We start from the raw sequence: 19,071 nt of genomic DNA on the forward strand, positions 1-19,071 counted from the left end.
CGTTCAAATATGTGTCACTGGTTTACACTTAACGGGTATGCACATTGAACGGAGGTCCTATGAAACGTTTTAGTCTGGCCATTCTGGCGCTGGTTGTTGCAACCGGCGCACAAGCTGCCAGTGAAAAAGTCGAGATGAACCTCGTCACGTCGCAAGGGGTTGGGCAGTCAATCGGTAGTGTAACGATTACTGAAACCGATAAAGGTCTGGAGTTTTCACCCGATCTGAAAGCATTACCACCCGGTGAGCATGGCTTCCATATTCATGCCAAAGGAAGCTGCCAGCCAGCAACGAAAGATGGCAAAGCCAGTGCCGCAGAATCCGCAGGCGGGCATCTTGATCCACAAAATACCGGTAAGCATGAAGGGCCAGAAGGTGCAGGGCACTTAGGCGATCTGCCTGCACTGGTGGTTAACAATGACGGTAAAGCAACCGATGCCGTCATTGCGCCTCGTCTGAAATCACTTGATGAAATCAAAGATAAGGCGCTGATGATCCACGTTGGCGGCGATAATATGTCCGATCAACCAAAACCGCTGGGCGGTGGCGGTGAACGCTATGCCTGTGGTGTTATTAAGTAATTAAGAGGTCAGCGTACCTTGCGGCGGCGCTTGCTCAAGTTGCGAAAGCGAGCAGTACAGACGCCAGACAATCGCCGCCAGCTCACGGGCAGCGGGTTGATGATGGTGGGCAAGGCTATCGCATATCCGCTGTAATTCTTCAAGTGTGGCCGCCAGTGATTTTTGCTGAACGCCACGCTCACTCATTACTCCCCGCAACAGCAAAATACAGTTATCCCGCACTCGCGATAACGGATCGGAACGCGACTCCCAGTCCCGCAATTGCCAGACAACATGTGAACAGTTCAGCAGCACCACGCCCCAGCGTAATAACCAACGGCGAGCCAGTGCATCCTGGCTGTTGCTCAACTGACTAACGTGGTGATAAGTAAGCGATTCAAATTCGCTTTCACTCAGGGTTGGATGGCGGCTTAGTTGGTCGACAAAATCCCGGCGCAGCGCGCGAATATGTCGGCGGCTTTTACGAGCATCCGATCCTGGACGCAGAATGGCGAACGCTAACCACGCCAACGCCACGCCAACAATTTTCGCCAGATTATCGTTAAGAAAGTCAGCAAAATCATACACCGGTGGATTAGTGACAGCGATGAACGAACCCATAAATACAATCAGTTGTCCCCACAGCGCGGCAAATTTGGGCATCTGTAATTTGAGAAGTTGCATCGTTGCCAGTAGCGGGAAGAGAAACAGCAAAAATTGCCACAGATCGCTAATCTGAACCATCAGACCAAACTTAACCACAAAGCTAAATAGCGAAAGTAATACCAGCGTGCGCATAAGTAGCGACAGTGACTTAAACGGTGCCGCGACAGCGGAGTAGAGTACGCAGCTAATTGCTGCCAGTGTTAATGCATTGGCACCGGCATCCCATTGCGAGGCAATACTCCATGCGCCAATTATCATCAACGTACAAAATGTGCGCAGTCCACTCCACATTGCTTCGGCGTTATCGGTATGACGTGCCAGGCCGGCTGTTCGTGGGAGTCTGGCTCGATCATCTGTACCGCTTTCCAGACGATGTAGTTCCTGACTACTTTGCAGATAAAGGCGGCAAAAATAGCGTAGTCGCTGCCAGAAGGCGACGTGCCGATAGTCGGCGGCGTTGGTTGGGCGCAGTGGGGCAATGATACGTGCGACGGTGTAAAAATCAGTTTGCGAACTGGCAAGCGCCGTCAGCAACTGTTCGAGAATTTCACGAGTGGCGGCGGGCGTTGATGACCAGTTGAGCAACATACGTCGCAGGCTGGAGATGACGCTGGTCATGCGTAATTGCTGGTGGAGTAGCGCATTCAGGCGTGCATTTTGCTGGCGGAAACGATAGTGACTCCAGAACGCCTGAATGCGCAGCAAATTCATGGTTAATATTTGACCAATAATTCCTTCATGTGCTGTGCGAATGGCATCGGTTGTTTCAGGCTGCCAGAGCAAGCTGGCATGTTCCAGTAAACGGGCATGCATGTTTTTTAACGCGGTTAAAAGCGCGGTGGCGTCGGAACTACTCGGCAGGATCATCATCATCATGCCGCCGCAAAGAATACCGACGATGACTTCGCAAACGCGCGCCTGAGCGATATCCCATAACTGGCTTGCTTCCGTGATATTGACCATCGGAAAGGCGATAATGGCCGCAGTGTAGCCCGCCAGTTGGAAGGCATACGCCACGTTATTCGTGAAGTGCGCGCAAGCCCAGGTACAAAAACCAAGCCACGCCGACATGCTCAATAGAAAAAACCACGGCTCGTTAAGCGTATGCCCGGCAAGAATCAGTGCCGCAATGGCTCCCAGCAAACTGCCAGCGATGCGTCCGAGGCTTTTGCTGATGACACCACCAACGGTAGGGAAGCTTACCACCGCAGCCGAGGTCATCGCCCAGTAGGGTTCATCGAGATTTAAATAATAGGCAACCGTCAGCGCCAGGCACATGGCAATGGTATTGCGTAACGCATAACGCCATTGCGCCAGCGTGGCCTTGAACCAGGGCAAATTGCGCAAGAACCATGGCGATGCGCTCATTATTGACCTACGGCGATGCTACAGGTGGTGCCCGACACCAGCGTGACATCGCTGGGGACTTTATCCAGAGCAAAGCGGACGGGAACACGTTGGGCGAGACGTACCCAGGGGACGTTAGGTTTCACATCAGGAATCAGGCTGGAATCACTTTCAACGCTTTGATCATAAATCGCCCGACCGATACTGGAAACGTGACCCTGTAACGTTTTGTTGTCGCTATAGAGCGTAATTTGTGCTGGTGCACCGTCGTGGATATGGCGCAATTTGGTTTCTTCAAAATAACCAATGACGTAAAACGAATGGCTATCCACCAGGGCAAACAGGGGGGTTCCGGTGTCGGCGTAGTCGCCGATGCGGGTAGTGAGATTAGTTACCCATCCACTCACCGGAGCGCGAATTTCCGTTTGCGCCAGTTGCCATTGTGCCTGTTTAAGCGTCGCCTGTGCGGCATCAACACTGGCCTGCATCGCTTTAACATTGAGGTTAGCGGTATCCAGCTCTTCGGCAGAGATAAAGTTTTGTGAGAGATGACGGCGACGGTTAGCTTCGTTATTGGCTTTGGCGAGGTCAGATTGCGCTTTCGTTAACTGTGCCTGGGCGTTCAGTTCGGCTATCTGAAAGGGCGTTTTATCGATGGTGAGCAAAATATCACCAGCATTAACCAACTGGTTGTCTTTTATATTCATCGCAACAATACGTCCAGACACCTGTGGCGTGATAGAAACCTGTTCTGCACGTATTTTTCCATCGCGTGTCCACGGTGACTGCATGTAATAGTTCCATAGCCACCATCCGGCAAGAATCGCAACAACCGCTACAATAATTGTTGAGAAATACTTAATTGTTTTAATTGACATAGTTACCACGCAATCAGTATTGCCAGAGCAAGGCAAACGCAAATCGCAAACAGCGATAAATCCATTAACAAGGGATGCCAGATGTCACCGGCGTAGATCCAGCCGCGAAGCAGGCGGTGTATGACAAGCCAGAGGACAAATCCAAGCGCGAACGCTTTGAAAAACGGAGGAAAATAGACGGACGCACCGAACACCAGATCTTGTAAGGGCAATCCCGTTGCATTAAGCATAAACTTCACAAAATAGATTCCTTTACGACCGAATATATTGCGTTAGATTAATAAATATTCTTTAAGTGCGAAAAAGTTACGCGCAATTTCTGAAAAGCATGTCTGACGGTAAGCAAATGCAGCAATACATTTGTTTTAGCAATACAATTGCTGCACACTATTCTAAAAGCTGTATAATATCTTAGCAAGCTAATTATAAGGAGATGAAATTGGAATCGCCACTAGGTTCTGATCTGGCACGGTTGGTGCGCATATGGCGTGCTCTGATAGACCATCGCCTGAAACCGCTGGAGTTAACGCAAACCCATTGGGTAACGTTGCACAATATTCATCAGTTACCTCCAGACCAGTCGCAAATTCAACTGGCAAAAGCGATCGGCATTGAGCAGCCTTCACTGGTTCGTACGCTGGACCAACTGGAAGAAAAAGGGTTAATTTCGCGTCAAACTTGCGCCAGCGATCGTCGGGCTAAACGTATTAAACTGACGGAAAAAGCGGAGCCGCTGATTAGCGAAATGGAAGCGGTTATTAACAAAACCCGGGCGGAAATATTGCATGGAATTTCCGCAGAGGAAGTAGAACAGTTGATTAAACTCATTGCAAAACTTGAGCATAATATCACTGAGTTACAGGCCAAAGGGTGAAATGAAAGGGGCGTGTGGTCAGTGACCTGACCACACGTCAACTTGTTTAGCGCGGGGAAACCGTCACCTGGCTACCGTTGCTGGCCAGAATAACGCGTTGTCCCGGAGAGAAGTGGGTATTGCCCTGTTTCTGTACCACCATAATGGTGTTGCCATCATCTTTACGAATTTCCAACTCTACACCCTGAGTTTTGTTCATTGCGCTCTGCACGCCCTGACCAGCTACGCCACCTGCGATAGCGCCTGCCGCAGTTGCCAGAGAACGCCCTGTTCCGCCACCAACGGTATTCCCAAGGAAGCCACCGAGAACCGCACCGCCAATTGCGCCGATAACGTTGGAATCATCACCGCCCTGAATTTGTACCTGTCGTACATTAACGATTGTGCCATAGCTGACATTCTGCACTTGCTTCGCTTCAGAGGCGGTATAGACATCGCCAGAAAGGGTATCGTTATTAACACAACCGACAAGAGACAGACCTACCATTGATACAACCAGTACGCGCTTAATCATTGAAAAATCTCCTGATTACCATGAAACGCCTCACAAGCATCCCTCATGGCCAAAGTAAATGGCATTGGTATAACTATGATTACATGTTCCACTAAAACATGATGGAATCATAATTAGAATACGGTTAACCAAGTATAAACAAAACATTCATAGTAATTATTGATATGAATATAATGTTTTCCTGGTAATGGTAAAAATCGGCGCTCATGCATGGAATTCGTGAGAGGTTTGTGTTTGAGTGGAGCGCAAACGACAGGTTGAAAAAGGATGAACTATGAAATCAGGCCGCTTTATTGGCGTAATGTCAGGCACTAGTCTGGATGGTGTCGATGTTGTACTGGCGACTATCGATGAACACAGGGTGGCGCAGTTGGCAAGTTTGAGCTGGCCGATTCCCCCATCACTTAAACAAGCAGTACTGGATATTTGTCAGGGGCAGCAGCTTACGCTTTCTCAGTTCGGTCAACTGGATACTCAACTTGGTCGCTTGTTTGCCGATGCCGTTAACGCACTGCTCAAGCAAGAAAATTTGCAGCCAAAAGATATCGTCGCCATCGGGTGTCACGGACAGACTGTCTGGCACGAACCTACTGGTGTTGCACCGCATACTCTACAGATTGGTGATAACAATCAAATTGTGGCGCGCACTGGAATTACTGTCGTTGGTGATTTTCGCCGTCGCGATATTGCCTTAGGTGGGCAGGGGGCGCCGCTGGTGCCAGCGTTTCATCACGCATTACTGGCTCATCCGACGGAGCGGCGAATGGTTCTCAACATTGGTGGTATCGCCAATTTGTCGTTGTTGATTCCAGGGCAGCCGGTGGGGGGGTACGATACCGGGCCGGGTAACATGTTGATGGATGCGTGGATCTGGCGTCAGGCCGGTAAACCTTACGATAAAGATGCTGAGTGGGCGCGGGCGGGTAAAGTCATTTTGCCGCTGTTGCAGAATATGCTTAGTGATGCGTATTTTTCCCAATCCGCGCCAAAAAGCACCGGGCGCGAATACTTTAACTATGGCTGGCTGGAGCGCCATCTGCGTCAATTCCCGGGTGTTGATGCGCGCGATGTCCAGGCAACGCTGGCGGAACTTACCGCCGTGACCATTTCTGAACAGGTATTATTGAGTGGCGGCTGCGATCGTTTGATGGTCTGTGGTGGCGGAAGCCGTAATCCATTGGTGATGACGCGACTTGCTGCTTTGCTGCCAGGAACCGAAGTGACCACCACTGACGCCGTTGGCATTAGTGGTGATGACATGGAAGCATTGGCCTTCGCGTGGCTTGCCTGGCGGACGCTGGCGGGACTGCCAGGCAACCTGCCTTCGGTCACCGGCGCAAGCGAGGCGACGGTGCTGGGCGCAATTTTCCCTGCAAACCCGCGATATCAGAGTTAACTGAATTTTTCCTACTGCGTCTGCCGTTACACTTGGAAGTTGAGGAGAGCGTTTTGCTCTCCGGACCAGGAAAGTCTTCGGGATGTGTTTATGAAAAAACTGTTACTGATCTGTTTGCCGGTGCTTCTCACTGGCTGTGGCGCGTTTAATCAACTGGTTGAACGTATGCAAACTGATACGCTGGAATACCAGTGTGATGAAAAACCGTTGACGGTAAAACTGAATAATCCGCGTCAGGAAGTCAGTTTTGTCTACGACAATCAATTAATTCACCTTAAACAGGGCATTTCAGCCTCTGGCGCACGTTATACCGATGGCATTTATGTTTTCTGGTCAAAAGGTGATGAGGCAACGGTCTATAAGCGTGACCGCATCGTCTTGAATAACTGTCAGTTACAAAATCCGCAGCGTTGAGATTTTTCCAGGGGCGGCGCACAATAGCGTCACCCACTGACAATCCGTAAAGAAAACCATGTCTGATAACGACGAATTGCAGCAAATCGCGCATCTGCGCCGTGAATACACCAAAGGCGGTTTACGCCGCCGCGATCTTCCCGCCGATCCTTTAACCCTTTTTGAACACTGGCTCTCCCAGGCCTGTGAAGCCAAACTGGTTGACCCCACTGCGATGGTCGTCGCAACCGTTGATGAACATGGTCAGCCTTATCAGCGCATCGTGTTACTCAAACATTACGACGAAAAAGGGATGGTGTTTTACACCAATCTCGGCAGTCGCAAAGCGCATCAAATCGAAAATAACCCGCGCGTTAGCCTGCTTTTCCCGTGGCATACTCTTGAACGCCAGGTGATGGTGACCGGTAAAGCGGAGCGTCTTTCGACTCTCGAAGTGATGAAATATTTTCATAGTCGTCCGCGCGATAGCCAGATTGGCGCGTGGGTATCTAAGCAGTCCAGCCGTATTTCCGCGCGAGGGATCCTTGAGAGCAAATTCCTTGAGCTGAAGCAGAAGTTTCAGCAGGGCGACGTCCCGTTACCGAGTTTCTGGGGCGGTTTCCGCGTAAGTCTTGAGCAGGTTGAGTTCTGGCAGGGCGGTGAGCATCGTCTGCATGACCGCTTTTTGTACCAGCGTGAAAATGAGGCGTGGAAAATCGATCGTCTCGCACCCTGAAAAGATGCAAAAATCTTGCTTTAATCGCTGGCACTCCTGATTCCGGCACTTTATTCTATGTCTCTTTCGCATCTGGCGAAAAGTCGTGTACCGGCAAAGGTGCAGTCGTTATATACATGGAGATTTTGATGGCAAGCAGTAACTTGATTAAACAATTGCAAGAGCGGGGGCTGGTGGCCCAGGTGACGGACGAAGAAGCGTTAGCAGAGCGACTGGCGCAAGGCCCGATCGCGCTCTATTGCGGCTTCGATCCTACCGCTGACAGCTTGCATTTGGGGCATCTTGTTCCATTGTTATGCCTGAAACGCTTCCAGCAGGCGGGCCACAAGCCGGTTGCGCTGGTAGGCGGCGCGACAGGTCTGATTGGCGACCCAAGCTTCAAAGCTGCCGAGCGTAAGCTGAACACCGAAGAAACTGTTCAGGAGTGGGTGGACAAAATCCGCAAGCAGGTTGCCCCGTTCCTCGATTTCGACTGTGGAGAAAACTCTGCTATCGCCGCGAACAACTATGACTGGTTCGGCAATATGAATGTGCTGACCTTCCTGCGCGATATCGGTAAGCACTTCTCCGTTAACCAGATGATCAACAAAGAAGCGGTTAAGCAGCGTCTCAACCGTGAAGATCAGGGTATTTCGTTCACCGAGTTTTCTTACAACCTGTTGCAGGGCTATGACTTTGCCTGTCTGAATAAACAGTATGGTGTTACGTTGCAGATTGGCGGTTCTGACCAGTGGGGTAACATCACCTCTGGTATCGATCTGACCCGTCGCCTGCATCAGAATCAGGTGTTTGGCCTGACCGTTCCGCTGATCACCAAGGCTGACGGCACAAAATTTGGTAAAACTGAAGGCGGCGCAGTATGGCTGGATCCGAAGAAGACCAGTCCGTACAAGTTCTACCAGTTCTGGATCAATACCGCTGATGCCGACGTTTACCGCTTCCTGAAGTTCTTCACCTTCATGAGCATTGAAGAGATCAATGCCCTCGAAGAAGAAGATAAAAACAGCGGTAAAGCACCGCGCGCCCAGTATGTGCTGGCGGAGCAGGTGACGCGTCTGGTTCACGGTGAAGAAGGTTTGCAAGCCGCGAAACGTATTACCGAATGTCTGTTCAGCGGTTCCTTGAGTGCGCTTAGCGAAGCGGACTTTGAACAGCTGGCGCAGGACGGCGTACCGATGGTTGAGATGGAAAAAGGCGCTGATCTGATGCAGGCGCTGGTCGATTCTGAACTGCAACCATCCCGTGGTCAGGCGCGTAAAACTATCGCATCCAATGCCATCACCATTAACGGTGAAAAACAGTCCGATCCTGAATACTTCTTTAAAGAAGAAGATCGCCTGTTTGGTCGTTATACCTTACTGCGTCGCGGCAAAAAGAATTACTGTCTGATTTGCTGGAAATAATGCACTAAGTGGAAAGGGGGAGTGAGAAATCACTCCCCTGATTTTTATACAGGGAACACAATGAAAAATATTCTCGCTATCCAGTCTCACGTTGTTTATGGTCATGCGGGTAACAGTGCGGCAGAGTTTCCGATGCGCCGCCTGGGCGCGAATGTCTGGCCGCTGAATACCGTTCAATTTTCTAATCACACTCAATACGGCAAATGGACTGGCTGTGTGATGCCGCCCAGCCATTTAACCGAAATTGTTCAGGGCATTGCCGCCATTGATAAATTACACACCTGTGATGCCGTACTCAGTGGTTATCTGGGATCGGCGGAGCAGGGCGAACATATCCTCGGTATTGTCCGTCAGGTAAAAGCGGCGAATCCACAAGCGAAATATTTTTGCGATCCAGTAATGGGGCACCCGGAAAAAGGTTGCATCGTTGCGCCGGGCGTGGCGGAATTTCATGTCCGTCACGGTATGCCAGCCAGCGATATCATCGCGCCGAATCTGGTCGAGCTGGAAATTCTTTGTGAACATCCAGTACATAACGTCGAAGAGGCCGTTAAAGCTGCGCGTGAGCTTATTACGCAAGGGCCACAAATCGTGTTGGTTAAACACCTGGCGCGTGCGGGCTACAGCACAGATCGTTTTGAAATGCTGCTGGTTACTGCCGATGAAGCCTGGCATATCAGCCGTCCGCTGGTCGATTTCGGTACGCGCCAGCCGGTAGGCGTTGGTGATGTGACGAGCGGTTTACTGCTGGTGAAATTGTTGCAGGGGGCAACGCTGCAAGAGGCGCTGGAACACGTGACGGCTGCAGTATACGAAATTATGGTGACCACCAAAGCAATGCAGGAATATGAGCTGCAGGTGGTTGCCGCGCAAGATCGTATAGCCAAACCGGAACACTATTTCAGCGCAACGAAGCTCTGAAATACCTCGGCCCACAGCTTCCTGTGGGCCGATGACGATTACTGCAATCCTTCCGCCGTTAACGCGGCTTTCACCGCAGGCCTTTCAGCCATACGCTGCATAAAGGCTGCAATGTGCTCTAAACCCTCCAGATTCAGTTTCACCGCATATGCCCAGCGCAGAACCGTAAACAGATAGGCATCAGCGATGGTGAAACGTTGCCCGCAGATCCAGTGCTCATCTTTCAGCGCGTCGTTAACATACTGTAGCTTTTTCTCCAGTTGTGCACGGGCAGCCTGTTTATACTCTTCCGGGGTATCCGGGCGGAACAGTGGTGTGAACTCTTTATGCAATTCGGTGGCGATATAGTTCAGCCATTCGATGGTTTTATAGCGAGAAATACTGTTTACCGATGCCAGCAACTGGCGGTCGGGAACACTGTCGGCAAGATACTGCATAATTGCTACGCCTTCCGTCAGCAAAGTACCATCGTCCAGCAGCAACGCAGGAACCTGTCCCTTAGGGTTAATGGCAAAGTAATCATCACCGTTCTCGAGACGTTTTTTCATCAAATCCACACTGACGAGCGTAAAGTCCTTTCCGCTCTCACGCAGGGTGATATGGGAAGCAAGAGAGCAGGCGCCCGGTTTGTAGAACAGTTTCATCGGTAACTCCTTTTGGCTGTGGTTTAAAGTATGGTAGTGCGTTGCTGAACAAAAAAAAAGCCGCTAACGAAAAGTTAGCGGCTTGTAAAAGAGTTTCCCTGAAATTTACGCTACGGCAGCTTTCGCCGCTTTGTCTGCAGCATCGTCCTGGGTCATGCGATGCAGTTTCGGCGCGGTCAGCAGCATCAGCACAGCAATAACGGCAGTGGCGACCCCAATCTGCAAGAACACGCGACCATACACTTCCAGCGACATCAGCGGATCGGTTACGTTATCCGGAACAGCCATCATACCCGCAACATAACCACCAATCAGGTTTGCACCGGCAGTGGTCAGGAACCAGCTACCCATAATGAACCCCATCAGACGCTGCGGAACGAGCTGTGCAACCATCGCCAGACCCAGACCAGAGATCATCAGTTCACCGATACTCTGCAGGCCGTAGCTAGCTACCAGCCAGCTTACAGAAACGATACCTGCGTCAGACGCGAATTTCGCACCCAGCGGCAGGATCAGGAACGCACCAGAGCACATCACCATACCGATAGCAAACTTGGTCGGCATCGGCAGGGTATCGCCCATCTTGTTATAGATAGCGGCCAGAATCGGGCTACCAATGATGATCCAGAACGGGTTCAGCGCCTGATACTGCTCTGGCTCAACGGCCAGACCCAGAATAGTGTGTTCAACGTTACGAATCGCAAAGAAGTTCAGAGACGTCGGCATCTGGCTGTACAGCACGAAGAAGATGATTGCTTCAAGCATCAGGATGAAGGCAACGATCATTTTACGACGCGCAGCACCTTTCATGGCAAACGCTTCTTTACCGAAGATAACCACGATACCCAGAGCAACAACGCCCAGCGCCATACGTGCAACTTCCTGGTTGTGCAGCAGCCAGGTTGCAACTGCGATCAGGGCCACAACACCAATAATGGTCAGCAGCAGGTTACGGTAGTTGACTGGTTCAAAGTCAGGTTTTGAGCCGTACTGCTTAACCCAGCGTTGGCAGAAGGCGAAGTTAACGATAGTGATTAACAGACCTACTACGCTAAGGGCGAACGCGACGCTCCAGCCATATTTGGCAGCCAGCCATGGGGTTGCAATCATAGAGAAGAAAGAACCGATGTTGACGGACATGTAGTACATGGTAAATGCACCGTCCAGACGCGGGTCGTTTTTCTCATAGCAAGTAGAGAGCAGCGAAGACGGGTTGGCTTTAAACAGGCCGTTACCTACGGCAATAGCCGCCATACCCATATAGACGATACCGGCGTCGTGACCAGACCATGCAACCAGCGCATAACCAATGGCCAGTACAATAGCACCAAGCATAATAACGCGTTTAGTACCCAGTACCTTGTCACCTAACCAGCCGCCGATAGCGACCAGACCATAAACCAGGGCGCTAAAGGAAGAGAAAAGGGTGATTGAATCCGCTTCAGACATACCCAGTTGTTTAACCAGGTAGACAGCCATAATTCCTTGTAGGCCGTAATAACCAAAACGTTCCCATAACTCAATCGAGAAGATGAGATAGAACGCCTTCGGTTGTTTGAAAGCGTTCAAACTAACGCTTTCTGTTGGTTTTTGGTTTGCAGTGGACACTTTTACCTCTTTTTTTACATCCCATATTAACGGGGGTGCTTTCTCGCGTGATGTCTAAAAAACATACGCGCAATTGTTATAGTGGGAGGGGAAACGGCAGGTAATGTTCACTATCTTGCACTTTCAGACAAGTCTTTTGTAATAATCTGTTACATATAACTGGCGTGGGGAATTCATCGGCTCCGCGAAATGTTATCCAGCGTTAAATTTTTCAAAAAACGTAACGGCAGATTTTTTCACTACTGAGATAGGGTAATAATTCCAGTTTGGCGATATGTTCTGCTATAAGGTGTTTTATGTAGTGGGATAGTCCATTATCTGAAAAATAGCCAGTGTAATGTTTTGTAGGTTTCAGGACGGATTGAATCAATGCTTTGTCAAATTTAACTTTTAAAATGCATTGTTTTTACATTTCAGCATCAGTGTGATCTTGATCACGAATGGATAGAAAATTTCGCTATTAAAAAAACAATTAACCTGCATTTTTGGTTATTCACAAACGGATTGCCTGATGATGCTGCAGCGAGGCGGCATCATTAACGTTAGAAGGATGTTTTTGAAGAAGATAGGAAAGGTAATGGATGGGTAGACGACGCTACCCATTTGTGTCAGATGTCAACTTTCTCTTTGTATTCACAAAGATCTTCAATAATGCAGGAGCCACAGCGGGGCTTGCGGGCGATGCAGGTATAACGTCCGTGAAGAATTAACCAGTGGTGGCAATCGACTTTAAATTCTGCTGGCACCACTTTCAGCAATTTTTCCTCGACCTGCTCGACATTTTTTCCTGGTGCAAATTGGGTGCGGTTGCAGACACGGAAAATGTGGGTATCTACAGCGATGGTCGGCCAGCCGAAAGCGGTATTCAACACCACATTAGCTGTTTTACGTCCTACGCCTGGCAAAGCTTCAAGCGCCGCGCGATCTTCCGGAACTTCGCCATTATGCTGTTCCAGTAAGATACGGCAGGTCTTTATGATATTTTCCGCTTTGCTGTTATAAAGCCCAATAGTTTTGATATAGGTTTTCACCCCTTCGACGCCCAGTTCGAGCATTGCTGCAGGTGTATTAGCCACCGGGTAGAGCTTCGCCGTCGCCTTATTAACGCTGACATCGGTGGCCTGGGCGGAAAGCAGTACGGCGATCAGCAATTCAAAAGGCGAACTGAAATTAAGCTCGGTTGTGGGGTGAGGATTGTTCTCACGCAGGCGTGTGAGGATCTCCAGGCGTTTTGCTTTGTTCATCAGACATTCCCTGTTTCACCGTTCGGCAAGTCGCGTTCGGCGACGGCTTCAGCGCGGCGCTTTTTCATTTTTTCATCAATCAGATATTTCACTGCCAGCATCAGTCCCAGACCAATAAATGCGCCTGGTGGTAACATTGCCAGCAGGAAAGGGGAATCAGTGTGGAAGATCTCCACCCGCAATACTTTTGCCCAGTTACCCAACAGCGCATCAGCACCGTCAAACAACGTTCCATTGCCGATGATTTCGCGCAGTGACCCCAGCACGAACATTGCGCAGGTTGCGCCCATGCCTATCGAAAAACCATCAAGAGCCGAAAGTGCCGGACCTTTTTTGGCGGCGAAGGCTTCAGCGCGACCCACAACGATACAGTTAGTGACAATCAGCGGAATAAAAATCCCTAACGACTGATACAGGCCGAAGGCGTAGGCGTTGATCAGCATCTGTACGGCGCTGACCACCGAGGCGATGATCATCACGTAGATCGGGATACGGATCTCAGCTGGCGTCCAGTGACGCAGCGTCGAGATAGTCAGGTTGGTAAGCGTCAGCACCAGCGTCGTCGCAAGCCCTAAACCCAGTGCGTTGGTGGCAGTGGACGTGACCGCCAGCAGCGGGCAGAGGCCAAGCAACTGAACCAGTGCGGAGTTGTTCTTCCATAACCCCTGAACAATAACGTCTTTAATTTCGCTCACGGTTTATTCTCCACAGGCAGGAAGTTGAGAAAGTTGTGCCGGTAACGTCTGAGCGTACAATCCGGCGCGTTTTACCGCATTCACCACCGCGCGAGGCGTAATCGTCGCGCCAGTAAACTGGTCGAAATCACCACCATCTTTCTTCACCGCCCAGTGTGCGTCGTCAGCACCGCTGATTTTTTTACCTGCAAAATGGGTGATCCAGTCTGAAAGGCGCAGTTCGATTTTATCGCCAAGCCCTGGCGTTTCGTGATGTTCTGTCACGCGCGTGCCAAGTACCGTGCCGTTAAAATCGGCTCCCACCAGTAGCTGAATCGCACCGGAATAGCCATCCGGCGCGGTCGCCTCCAGAACGGCGGCTACCGGCTTGTCATCCTGTTTAGCGATGTAAACCCGATGCTCACCTTTACCTAACTCTGGTGCCGTCACCAGGTAGCAACTCTGCGCCAGCGCATTGTTATAGCGTTCGGCTGGCAGCACCTGATCAAATAACGCCTTTTGTTGCAGGCTGGCCTGTTCAGCAATCGTCGTTTTGGTCATCTGGTTGATGGCCGCCGTTAAACCTGTTGAACCCGCAGCAAACAGCGCCAGTGTAATACCGTGTTTTCGGATAGTTTTCAGCATGGTTTATCCTTTGCGATGGCCGTAGACGCGCGGACGCGTGTAGTAATCGATCAGAGGAACCGTGATGTTCGCCAGCAAGACAGCAAAAGCCACGCCGTCAGGATAGCCGCCGAAACTGCGGATCAACCAGACTAATAAGCCCGCCAGCGCACCGAAAATCAGACGACCACGATTGGTCGTAGAAGCGGTCACCGGATCGGTCAGAATAAAGAATGCGCCGAGCATGGTCGCGCCAGAAAGCAGATGAATTTGCGGTGATGCCAGTGTTTCTGGTGAAAACAACCAGCCCAACGTTGCGCATAACGCCAGCGTTACTAAGAAGCTGACGGGAATATGCCAGCGAATCGCTTTCTGCCATAGCAACCACACGCCGCCAACCAGCCAGGCGAGGTTTACCCATTGCCAGCCAGCACCCGCCAGAATACCGCTGTAGATCGGATACTGCATAATCTGCTCAACCGAATGACCGGCGCGGACAGAAGTTTTGAACGTATCCAGTGGCGTTGCCTGGCTAATGCCATCAATACCTAAGCGTAGCGTGTTCATATCACCGCCGCTGGCAGTATGACCGCTGAAGATAACCTGTATGGCGTCGATGAAGCCAGGAATGTTGACCGCAATTTCATGCGGTGGCAGCCAGCTGGTCATCTGCACCGGGAAGGAGATCAGTAAGACCACATAGCCAATCATCGCCGGGTTAAACGGGTTTTGCCCCAGACCGCCGTATAACTGTTTAGCGATGATCACCGCAAACACCGTACCCAGCACGACCATCCACCACGGTGCGAGGGGCGGAATACTTACGGCGAGTAACAGCCCTGTTAAAAGCGCCGAATTATCTTTCAAGGTTGTGGAAACAGGCTGTTTGCGCAGTTTAAGTACAAGAGCTTCGGCTAACAGTGCACTGATCGACGCCAGGAGGATCTGAACGAGAGTACCCCAGCCAAAAAAACAAAGTTGCGCAGCGATTCCGGGCACGGCTGCGATCAGTACCAGCAACATAATGCGCGATGTCTGGCGCTGGTTATGGGTATAAGGGGAGCTAGCTATTCTGAATACCATTTAGTCCTCGTTTACAACCTTTTGCTGGGCGGCTTTTTTGGCCTGAACGCGGGCTATAGCCGCAGCAACTGCCGCTTTGCGCGGATCGACCTGTTCTTCTGGTTCTGCGTTAGCCTGCTGTTGCTCCAGTTTGCGTGCTTTGGCGCGGGCGATAGCAGCTTCAACAGCGGCTTTGCGCGGGTCAACCTGTTCTTCTGGTTCTGCGTTTGCCTGCTGCTGTTCCAGTTTGCGTGCTTTGGCGCGGGCGATAGCAGCTTCAACAGCGGCTTTGCGCGGGTCAACCTGTTCTTCTGGTTCTGCGTTTGCCTGCTGCTGTTCCAGTTTGCGTGCTTTGGCGCGGGCGATAGCAGCTTCAACAGCGGCTTTGCGTGGGTCAACCTGTTCTTCTGGTTCTGCGTTTGCCTGCTGCTGTTCCAGTTTGCGTGCTTTGGCGCGGGCAATAGCGGCTTCAACGGCGGCTTTGCGCGGATCGACCTGTTCTTCTGGTTCTGCGTTTGCCTGCTGCTGTTCCAGCTTACGTGCTTTGGCGCGGGCGATAGCTGCTTCGACGGCGGCTTTGCGCGGGTCAACCTGTTCCTGCGGCGATTCGTTAGCAGGTTGTTGTTCCAGCTTGCGTGCTTTAGCTCGAGCAATTGCGGCTTCTACTGCCGCTTTACGTGGATCAGCAACGGTTGCAGTGTCGTTAGTTTGCTGCAATTCTGCCTGTTTTGCTCTGGCCTGTGCTTTACGGGCTTCCCGTGCTGCAATAATCGCGCTGTTATCCGGGCGTTCGCCCGCTTTAATCACAATCGGTTGCGTGGCCTGAGCTTGTTTTTCTTTCACACGTGCCAGTGCGGCAGCAATCGCATCTTTGTCTTTGGCTGCCGGTTGAACTGCTGCGCTCTTATGTCGTTCAAGACGCGCAGCTTTTTCGCGTTCCAGACGTGCCTGACGAGCTTCAAAACGCGCTTTAGCTTCTGCGGCGCGTTTCTCTTCCTGACGAATGGCGGCAATCTCGGCTTTTTCCTGACGGAAATATTGCACCAGGGGAATATTACTCGGGCAAACCCACGCGCAGGCACCGCATTCAATGCAGTCGGCAATGTTATGCGTGGTGGCTTTGTCGTGCTGTTGACCTTTGCTGAACCAGTACAACTGCTGCGGCAAAAGATCCGCAGGGCAGGCATCGGCACAGGCGCTACAGCGGATGCAGCTTTGTTCTTCCTGTGGTTCGCCCAGTTCACTGGCGGACGGAGCTAACAGGCAGTTGGTGATTTTGACTACCGGTACATCCAGCCACGGTAAGGTAAAGCCCATCAGCGGGCCGCCCATAATCACCATTTGATCGGCAGAAGGGCAGAATCCGGCATCGTTCAATAAATGACGCACCGGCGTACCCAGACGCGCCCAGACGTTGCCCGGACGAGCAATCGCTTCGCCGGTCAGCGTCACCACGCGCTCGGTAATAGGTTCACCATCGATTACTGCGCGTTTTACTGCGTAAGCCGTACCAACGTTTTGCATTAACACGCCGATATCCGACGAGCGACCGCCGTGCGGCACTTGTTTCCCGGTCAGGATGTACGTTAACTGTTTGGCGCCGCCGGAAGGATATTTGGTTGGAATCACCCGCAGAGAAATATCGTGAGAATCCGCCAGCACCGCGCGAAGCATGGAGATCGCCTGAGGTTTGTTATCTTCAATACCGATAAGGATTTCGCGCGGCTGTAGGATATGCGCAAGAATGCGAATGCCTTCTACGACCTGAGCAGCGCAATCCTGCATCAGACGGTCATCAGCGGTAATATACGGTTCGCACTCGGCTGCGTTAATAATCAAGGTTTCGATTTTATCGCCGCCGCCCTGCAATTTAACGCCTGTCGGGAAGCCCGCACCACCCAGCCCGGCGACGCCAAACTGATGAATGCGTTCAATTAATTCTTCCTGGCTGCGTGAGCGGTAATCAGCCCAGCCGTCACGTGGGAACCAGCAATCTTCACCATCGGCATCAATAATCACGCTTAATTCAGCTAAGGCTGAAGGATGAGCCGTCGAGTGGGGGGCAATAGCCGTAACCGTGCCAGACGTTGGCGCGTGAACCGGCAGCATTTTGCCGCGACCACGGGTAAGCGGCTGACCGCGCAATACTTTATCGCCGACGTTAACACACAGCTCACCTTCAGCACCAATATGCTGTTTCAGTGGCATGACAAAACGCTGCGCCAATGGAACCTGGCGCAGGGGAGTACCGTTGGACTGAGTTTTCATCTCCGGTGGATGGATGCCGCCGTTGAAATCCCAGATTTTATTTTTTTTGAATGCAGAGAATAACTTAAGCATGGTGTTCCACGGGAATAATGCGCACGGGAATGGTGTTCAGATCCCATTTCCAGGAGTCAGGCGTTTCTGCGACCGGTTGCAACGAGATGCAGTGCGTCGGGCACGGGTCAACGCATAAATTGCAGCCCGTACAGAGATCACTCATTACCGTATGCATGGCACGGGTAGCGCCAACGATGGCGTCTACCGGACACGCCTGAATGCACTTGGTGCAGCCAATACAGTTATTTTCATCAATAACCGCCACCATCCGCGCAGGCGTCAACTCTTGCGCATCGCCATCCAGCGGCTGCGGCTCGACATTAAGCAGTTCGGCAATTTTTAGCATTACAGCTTCGCCGCCAGGGGCGCAGCGGTTGATTTTTTCACCGTTACAGCTGATGGCTTCCGCATACGGGCGACAGCCAGGATAACCGCACTGCCCACACTGGCTCTGCGGTAAGATTTCGTCAATTTTCTCAACGACCGGATCGTCTTCCACCGCAAAACGGCGGGAGGCATAACCCAGAATGGCGCCAAACGCCAGACCCAGCAGGCTCACGGCGGCAACGGCAATCCAGATAGCATTCATTACAACTTCACCAAACCACTAAAGCCCATAAAGGCCAGAGACATAAGACCTGCGGTAATGAGAGCAATGGCATTACCGCGAAAAGGTGCCGGGACATCAGCCACAGCAAGGCGTTCGCGAATGGCGGCGAAAAGCACCATTACCAGCGAGAAGCCGACAGCAGCAGAAAAACCGTACAGTGCCGACTGCAAGAAATTGTGTCCGAGATTGATATTCAGCAATGCCACGCCGAGCACCGCACAGTTGGTGGTGATAAGCGGGAGAAAAATCCCCAGCAGTCGGTAAAGCACCGGGCTGGTTTTACGTACCACCATCTCGGTGAACTGCACGACCACGGCAATCACCAGAATAAAGGCCAGGGTGCGCAGGTAAATCAGATCGAGAGGGATCAAAATCCACGTGTCGATAAGCCAGGCGCAAATAGACGCCAGCGTCATCACAAATGTTGTTGCCAGCCCCATGCCCATTGCGGTTTCCAGCTTTTTGGAAACGCCCATAAACGGGCAAAGCCCCAGAAACTTGACCAGTACAAAGTTATTGACCAGTACAGTTCCGACAAACAGTAACAGGTAGTCAGTCATTTTTCGGCCTGAAATAAAAAAGCCGCCTATTATCC

The 19,071-nt window shown here is 51.4% G+C and carries 20 protein-coding genes; 7 read left to right on the forward strand and 13 right to left on the reverse strand.

All coding sequences use genetic code 11. The annotated features are described in order from the left end of the window. Positions 1-59: 59 nt before the first annotated feature. Entirely contained in the window at positions 60-581 is a 522-nt protein-coding gene (gene sodC / locus WES_RS11225) for a superoxide dismutase [Cu-Zn] SodC (RefSeq protein WP_000819797.1), read from the forward strand. Here sodC and WES_RS11220 read toward each other — a convergent pair whose 3' ends face one another. From WES_RS11220 to WES_RS11210, 3 genes are read right to left on the reverse strand one after another with little or no spacing between them, the layout of a single operon-like run. Further along, the gene (locus tag WES_RS11220; protein ID WP_001276614.1) at positions 582-2,594 is read right to left on the reverse strand and encodes an FUSC family protein; all 2,013 of its coding nucleotides are present in this window, start codon (positions 2,592-2,594) and stop codon (positions 582-584) included. It lies immediately after the preceding gene. Further along, positions 2,594-3,451 (reverse strand): efflux RND transporter periplasmic adaptor subunit, encoded by an 858-nt coding sequence (locus WES_RS11215; protein WP_016158206.1) that lies wholly within the window; start codon positions 3,449-3,451, stop codon positions 2,594-2,596. Before WES_RS11215 ends, WES_RS11220 begins: the two co-directional genes overlap by 1 nt. A gap of 2 nt (positions 3,452-3,453) precedes the next feature. Further along, positions 3,454-3,690: a DUF1656 domain-containing protein gene (locus WES_RS11210; protein ID WP_000671001.1), complete on the reverse strand. Its 237-nt coding sequence runs from the start codon at positions 3,688-3,690 to the stop codon at positions 3,454-3,456. A 200-nt stretch (positions 3,691-3,890) separates the two neighbouring features. Between WES_RS11210 and slyA the strand changes: the two genes are divergently transcribed. Beyond that, positions 3,891-4,325 (forward strand): transcriptional regulator SlyA, encoded by a 435-nt coding sequence (gene slyA, locus WES_RS11205; protein WP_016158207.1) that lies wholly within the window; start codon positions 3,891-3,893, stop codon positions 4,323-4,325. Positions 4,326-4,371: 46 nt separating this feature from the next. Here slyA and slyB read toward each other — a convergent pair whose 3' ends face one another. Next, entirely contained in the window at positions 4,372-4,839 is a 468-nt protein-coding gene (gene slyB, locus WES_RS11200; protein ID WP_000597203.1) for an outer membrane lipoprotein SlyB, read from the reverse strand. Between the two features lie 274 nt (positions 4,840-5,113). Between slyB and anmK the strand changes: the two genes are divergently transcribed. The 5 genes from anmK to pdxY all read left to right on the forward strand — a co-directional run bounded on the left by anmK (position 5,114) and on the right by pdxY (position 9,688). Further along, entirely contained in the window at positions 5,114-6,235 is a 1,122-nt protein-coding gene (gene anmK, locus WES_RS11195; RefSeq protein ID WP_000835035.1) for an anhydro-N-acetylmuramic acid kinase, read from the forward strand. A 90-nt stretch (positions 6,236-6,325) separates the two neighbouring features. After that, the gene (gene mliC, locus WES_RS11190; RefSeq protein WP_000734947.1) at positions 6,326-6,649 is read left to right on the forward strand and encodes a C-type lysozyme inhibitor; all 324 of its coding nucleotides are present in this window, start codon (positions 6,326-6,328) and stop codon (positions 6,647-6,649) included. A 58-nt stretch (positions 6,650-6,707) separates the two neighbouring features. After that, complete coding sequence (pdxH, locus tag WES_RS11185) at positions 6,708-7,364, forward strand: pyridoxamine 5'-phosphate oxidase (protein WP_001282304.1); 657 nt, start codon at positions 6,708-6,710, stop codon at positions 7,362-7,364. 128 nt (positions 7,365-7,492) lie between these two features. Beyond that, a complete protein-coding gene (gene tyrS, locus WES_RS11180; protein ID WP_001516333.1) occupies positions 7,493-8,767 on the forward strand; it encodes a tyrosine--tRNA ligase in 1,275 nt (424 codons plus the stop codon). A 60-nt stretch (positions 8,768-8,827) separates the two neighbouring features. Continuing rightward, positions 8,828-9,688: a pyridoxal kinase PdxY gene (gene pdxY, locus WES_RS11175; RefSeq protein WP_016158208.1), complete on the forward strand. Its 861-nt coding sequence runs from the start codon at positions 8,828-8,830 to the stop codon at positions 9,686-9,688. A gap of 38 nt (positions 9,689-9,726) precedes the next feature. Here the strand turns inward: pdxY and gstA are convergent, their stop codons facing one another. The 9 genes from gstA to rsxA form a co-directional block, all read right to left on the reverse strand. Beyond that, positions 9,727-10,332, reverse strand: coding sequence for a glutathione transferase GstA (gene gstA / locus WES_RS11170; protein ID WP_016158209.1), 606 nt, complete (start codon positions 10,330-10,332; stop codon positions 9,727-9,729). Positions 10,333-10,437: 105 nt separating this feature from the next. Further along, on the reverse strand, positions 10,438-11,940 hold the full coding sequence (dtpA, locus tag WES_RS11165) for a dipeptide/tripeptide permease DtpA (RefSeq protein ID WP_000100947.1): 1,503 nt from the start codon (positions 11,938-11,940) through the stop codon (positions 10,438-10,440). Between the two features lie 608 nt (positions 11,941-12,548). After that, positions 12,549-13,184 carry an endonuclease III gene (gene nth / locus WES_RS11160; protein WP_001030339.1) on the reverse strand — a complete coding sequence of 212 codons (636 nt, stop codon included), beginning with the start codon at positions 13,182-13,184 and terminating at the stop codon, positions 12,549-12,551. Continuing rightward, positions 13,184-13,879 (reverse strand): electron transport complex subunit RsxE, encoded by a 696-nt coding sequence (rsxE, locus tag WES_RS11155; protein ID WP_001289641.1) that lies wholly within the window; start codon positions 13,877-13,879, stop codon positions 13,184-13,186. The genes nth and rsxE overlap by 1 nt, the downstream gene beginning before the upstream one ends. A 3-nt stretch (positions 13,880-13,882) precedes the next feature. Next, positions 13,883-14,503: an electron transport complex subunit RsxG gene (gene rsxG, locus WES_RS11150; protein ID WP_000920784.1), complete on the reverse strand. Its 621-nt coding sequence runs from the start codon at positions 14,501-14,503 to the stop codon at positions 13,883-13,885. Between the two features lie 3 nt (positions 14,504-14,506). After that, complete coding sequence (gene rsxD / locus WES_RS11145; RefSeq protein WP_016158212.1) at positions 14,507-15,565, reverse strand: electron transport complex subunit RsxD; 1,059 nt, start codon at positions 15,563-15,565, stop codon at positions 14,507-14,509. Further along, positions 15,566-17,884, reverse strand: a complete 2,319-nt coding sequence (gene rsxC / locus WES_RS11140; RefSeq protein ID WP_016235200.1) for an electron transport complex subunit RsxC — start codon at positions 17,882-17,884, stop codon at positions 15,566-15,568. Beyond that, positions 17,877-18,455: an electron transport complex subunit RsxB gene (gene rsxB, locus WES_RS11135; RefSeq protein WP_000991799.1), complete on the reverse strand. Its 579-nt coding sequence runs from the start codon at positions 18,453-18,455 to the stop codon at positions 17,877-17,879. The genes rsxC and rsxB overlap by 8 nt, the downstream gene beginning before the upstream one ends. Beyond that, positions 18,455-19,036 (reverse strand): electron transport complex subunit RsxA, encoded by a 582-nt coding sequence (rsxA, locus tag WES_RS11130; RefSeq protein WP_000133181.1) that lies wholly within the window; start codon positions 19,034-19,036, stop codon positions 18,455-18,457. Before rsxA ends, rsxB begins: the two co-directional genes overlap by 1 nt. Between the last annotated feature and the right edge of the window lie 35 nt (positions 19,037-19,071).

Source organism: Escherichia sp. KTE31 (genome assembly GCF_000407925.1).
GTDB classification, from domain to species: domain Bacteria; phylum Pseudomonadota; class Gammaproteobacteria; order Enterobacterales; family Enterobacteriaceae; genus Escherichia; species Escherichia ruysiae.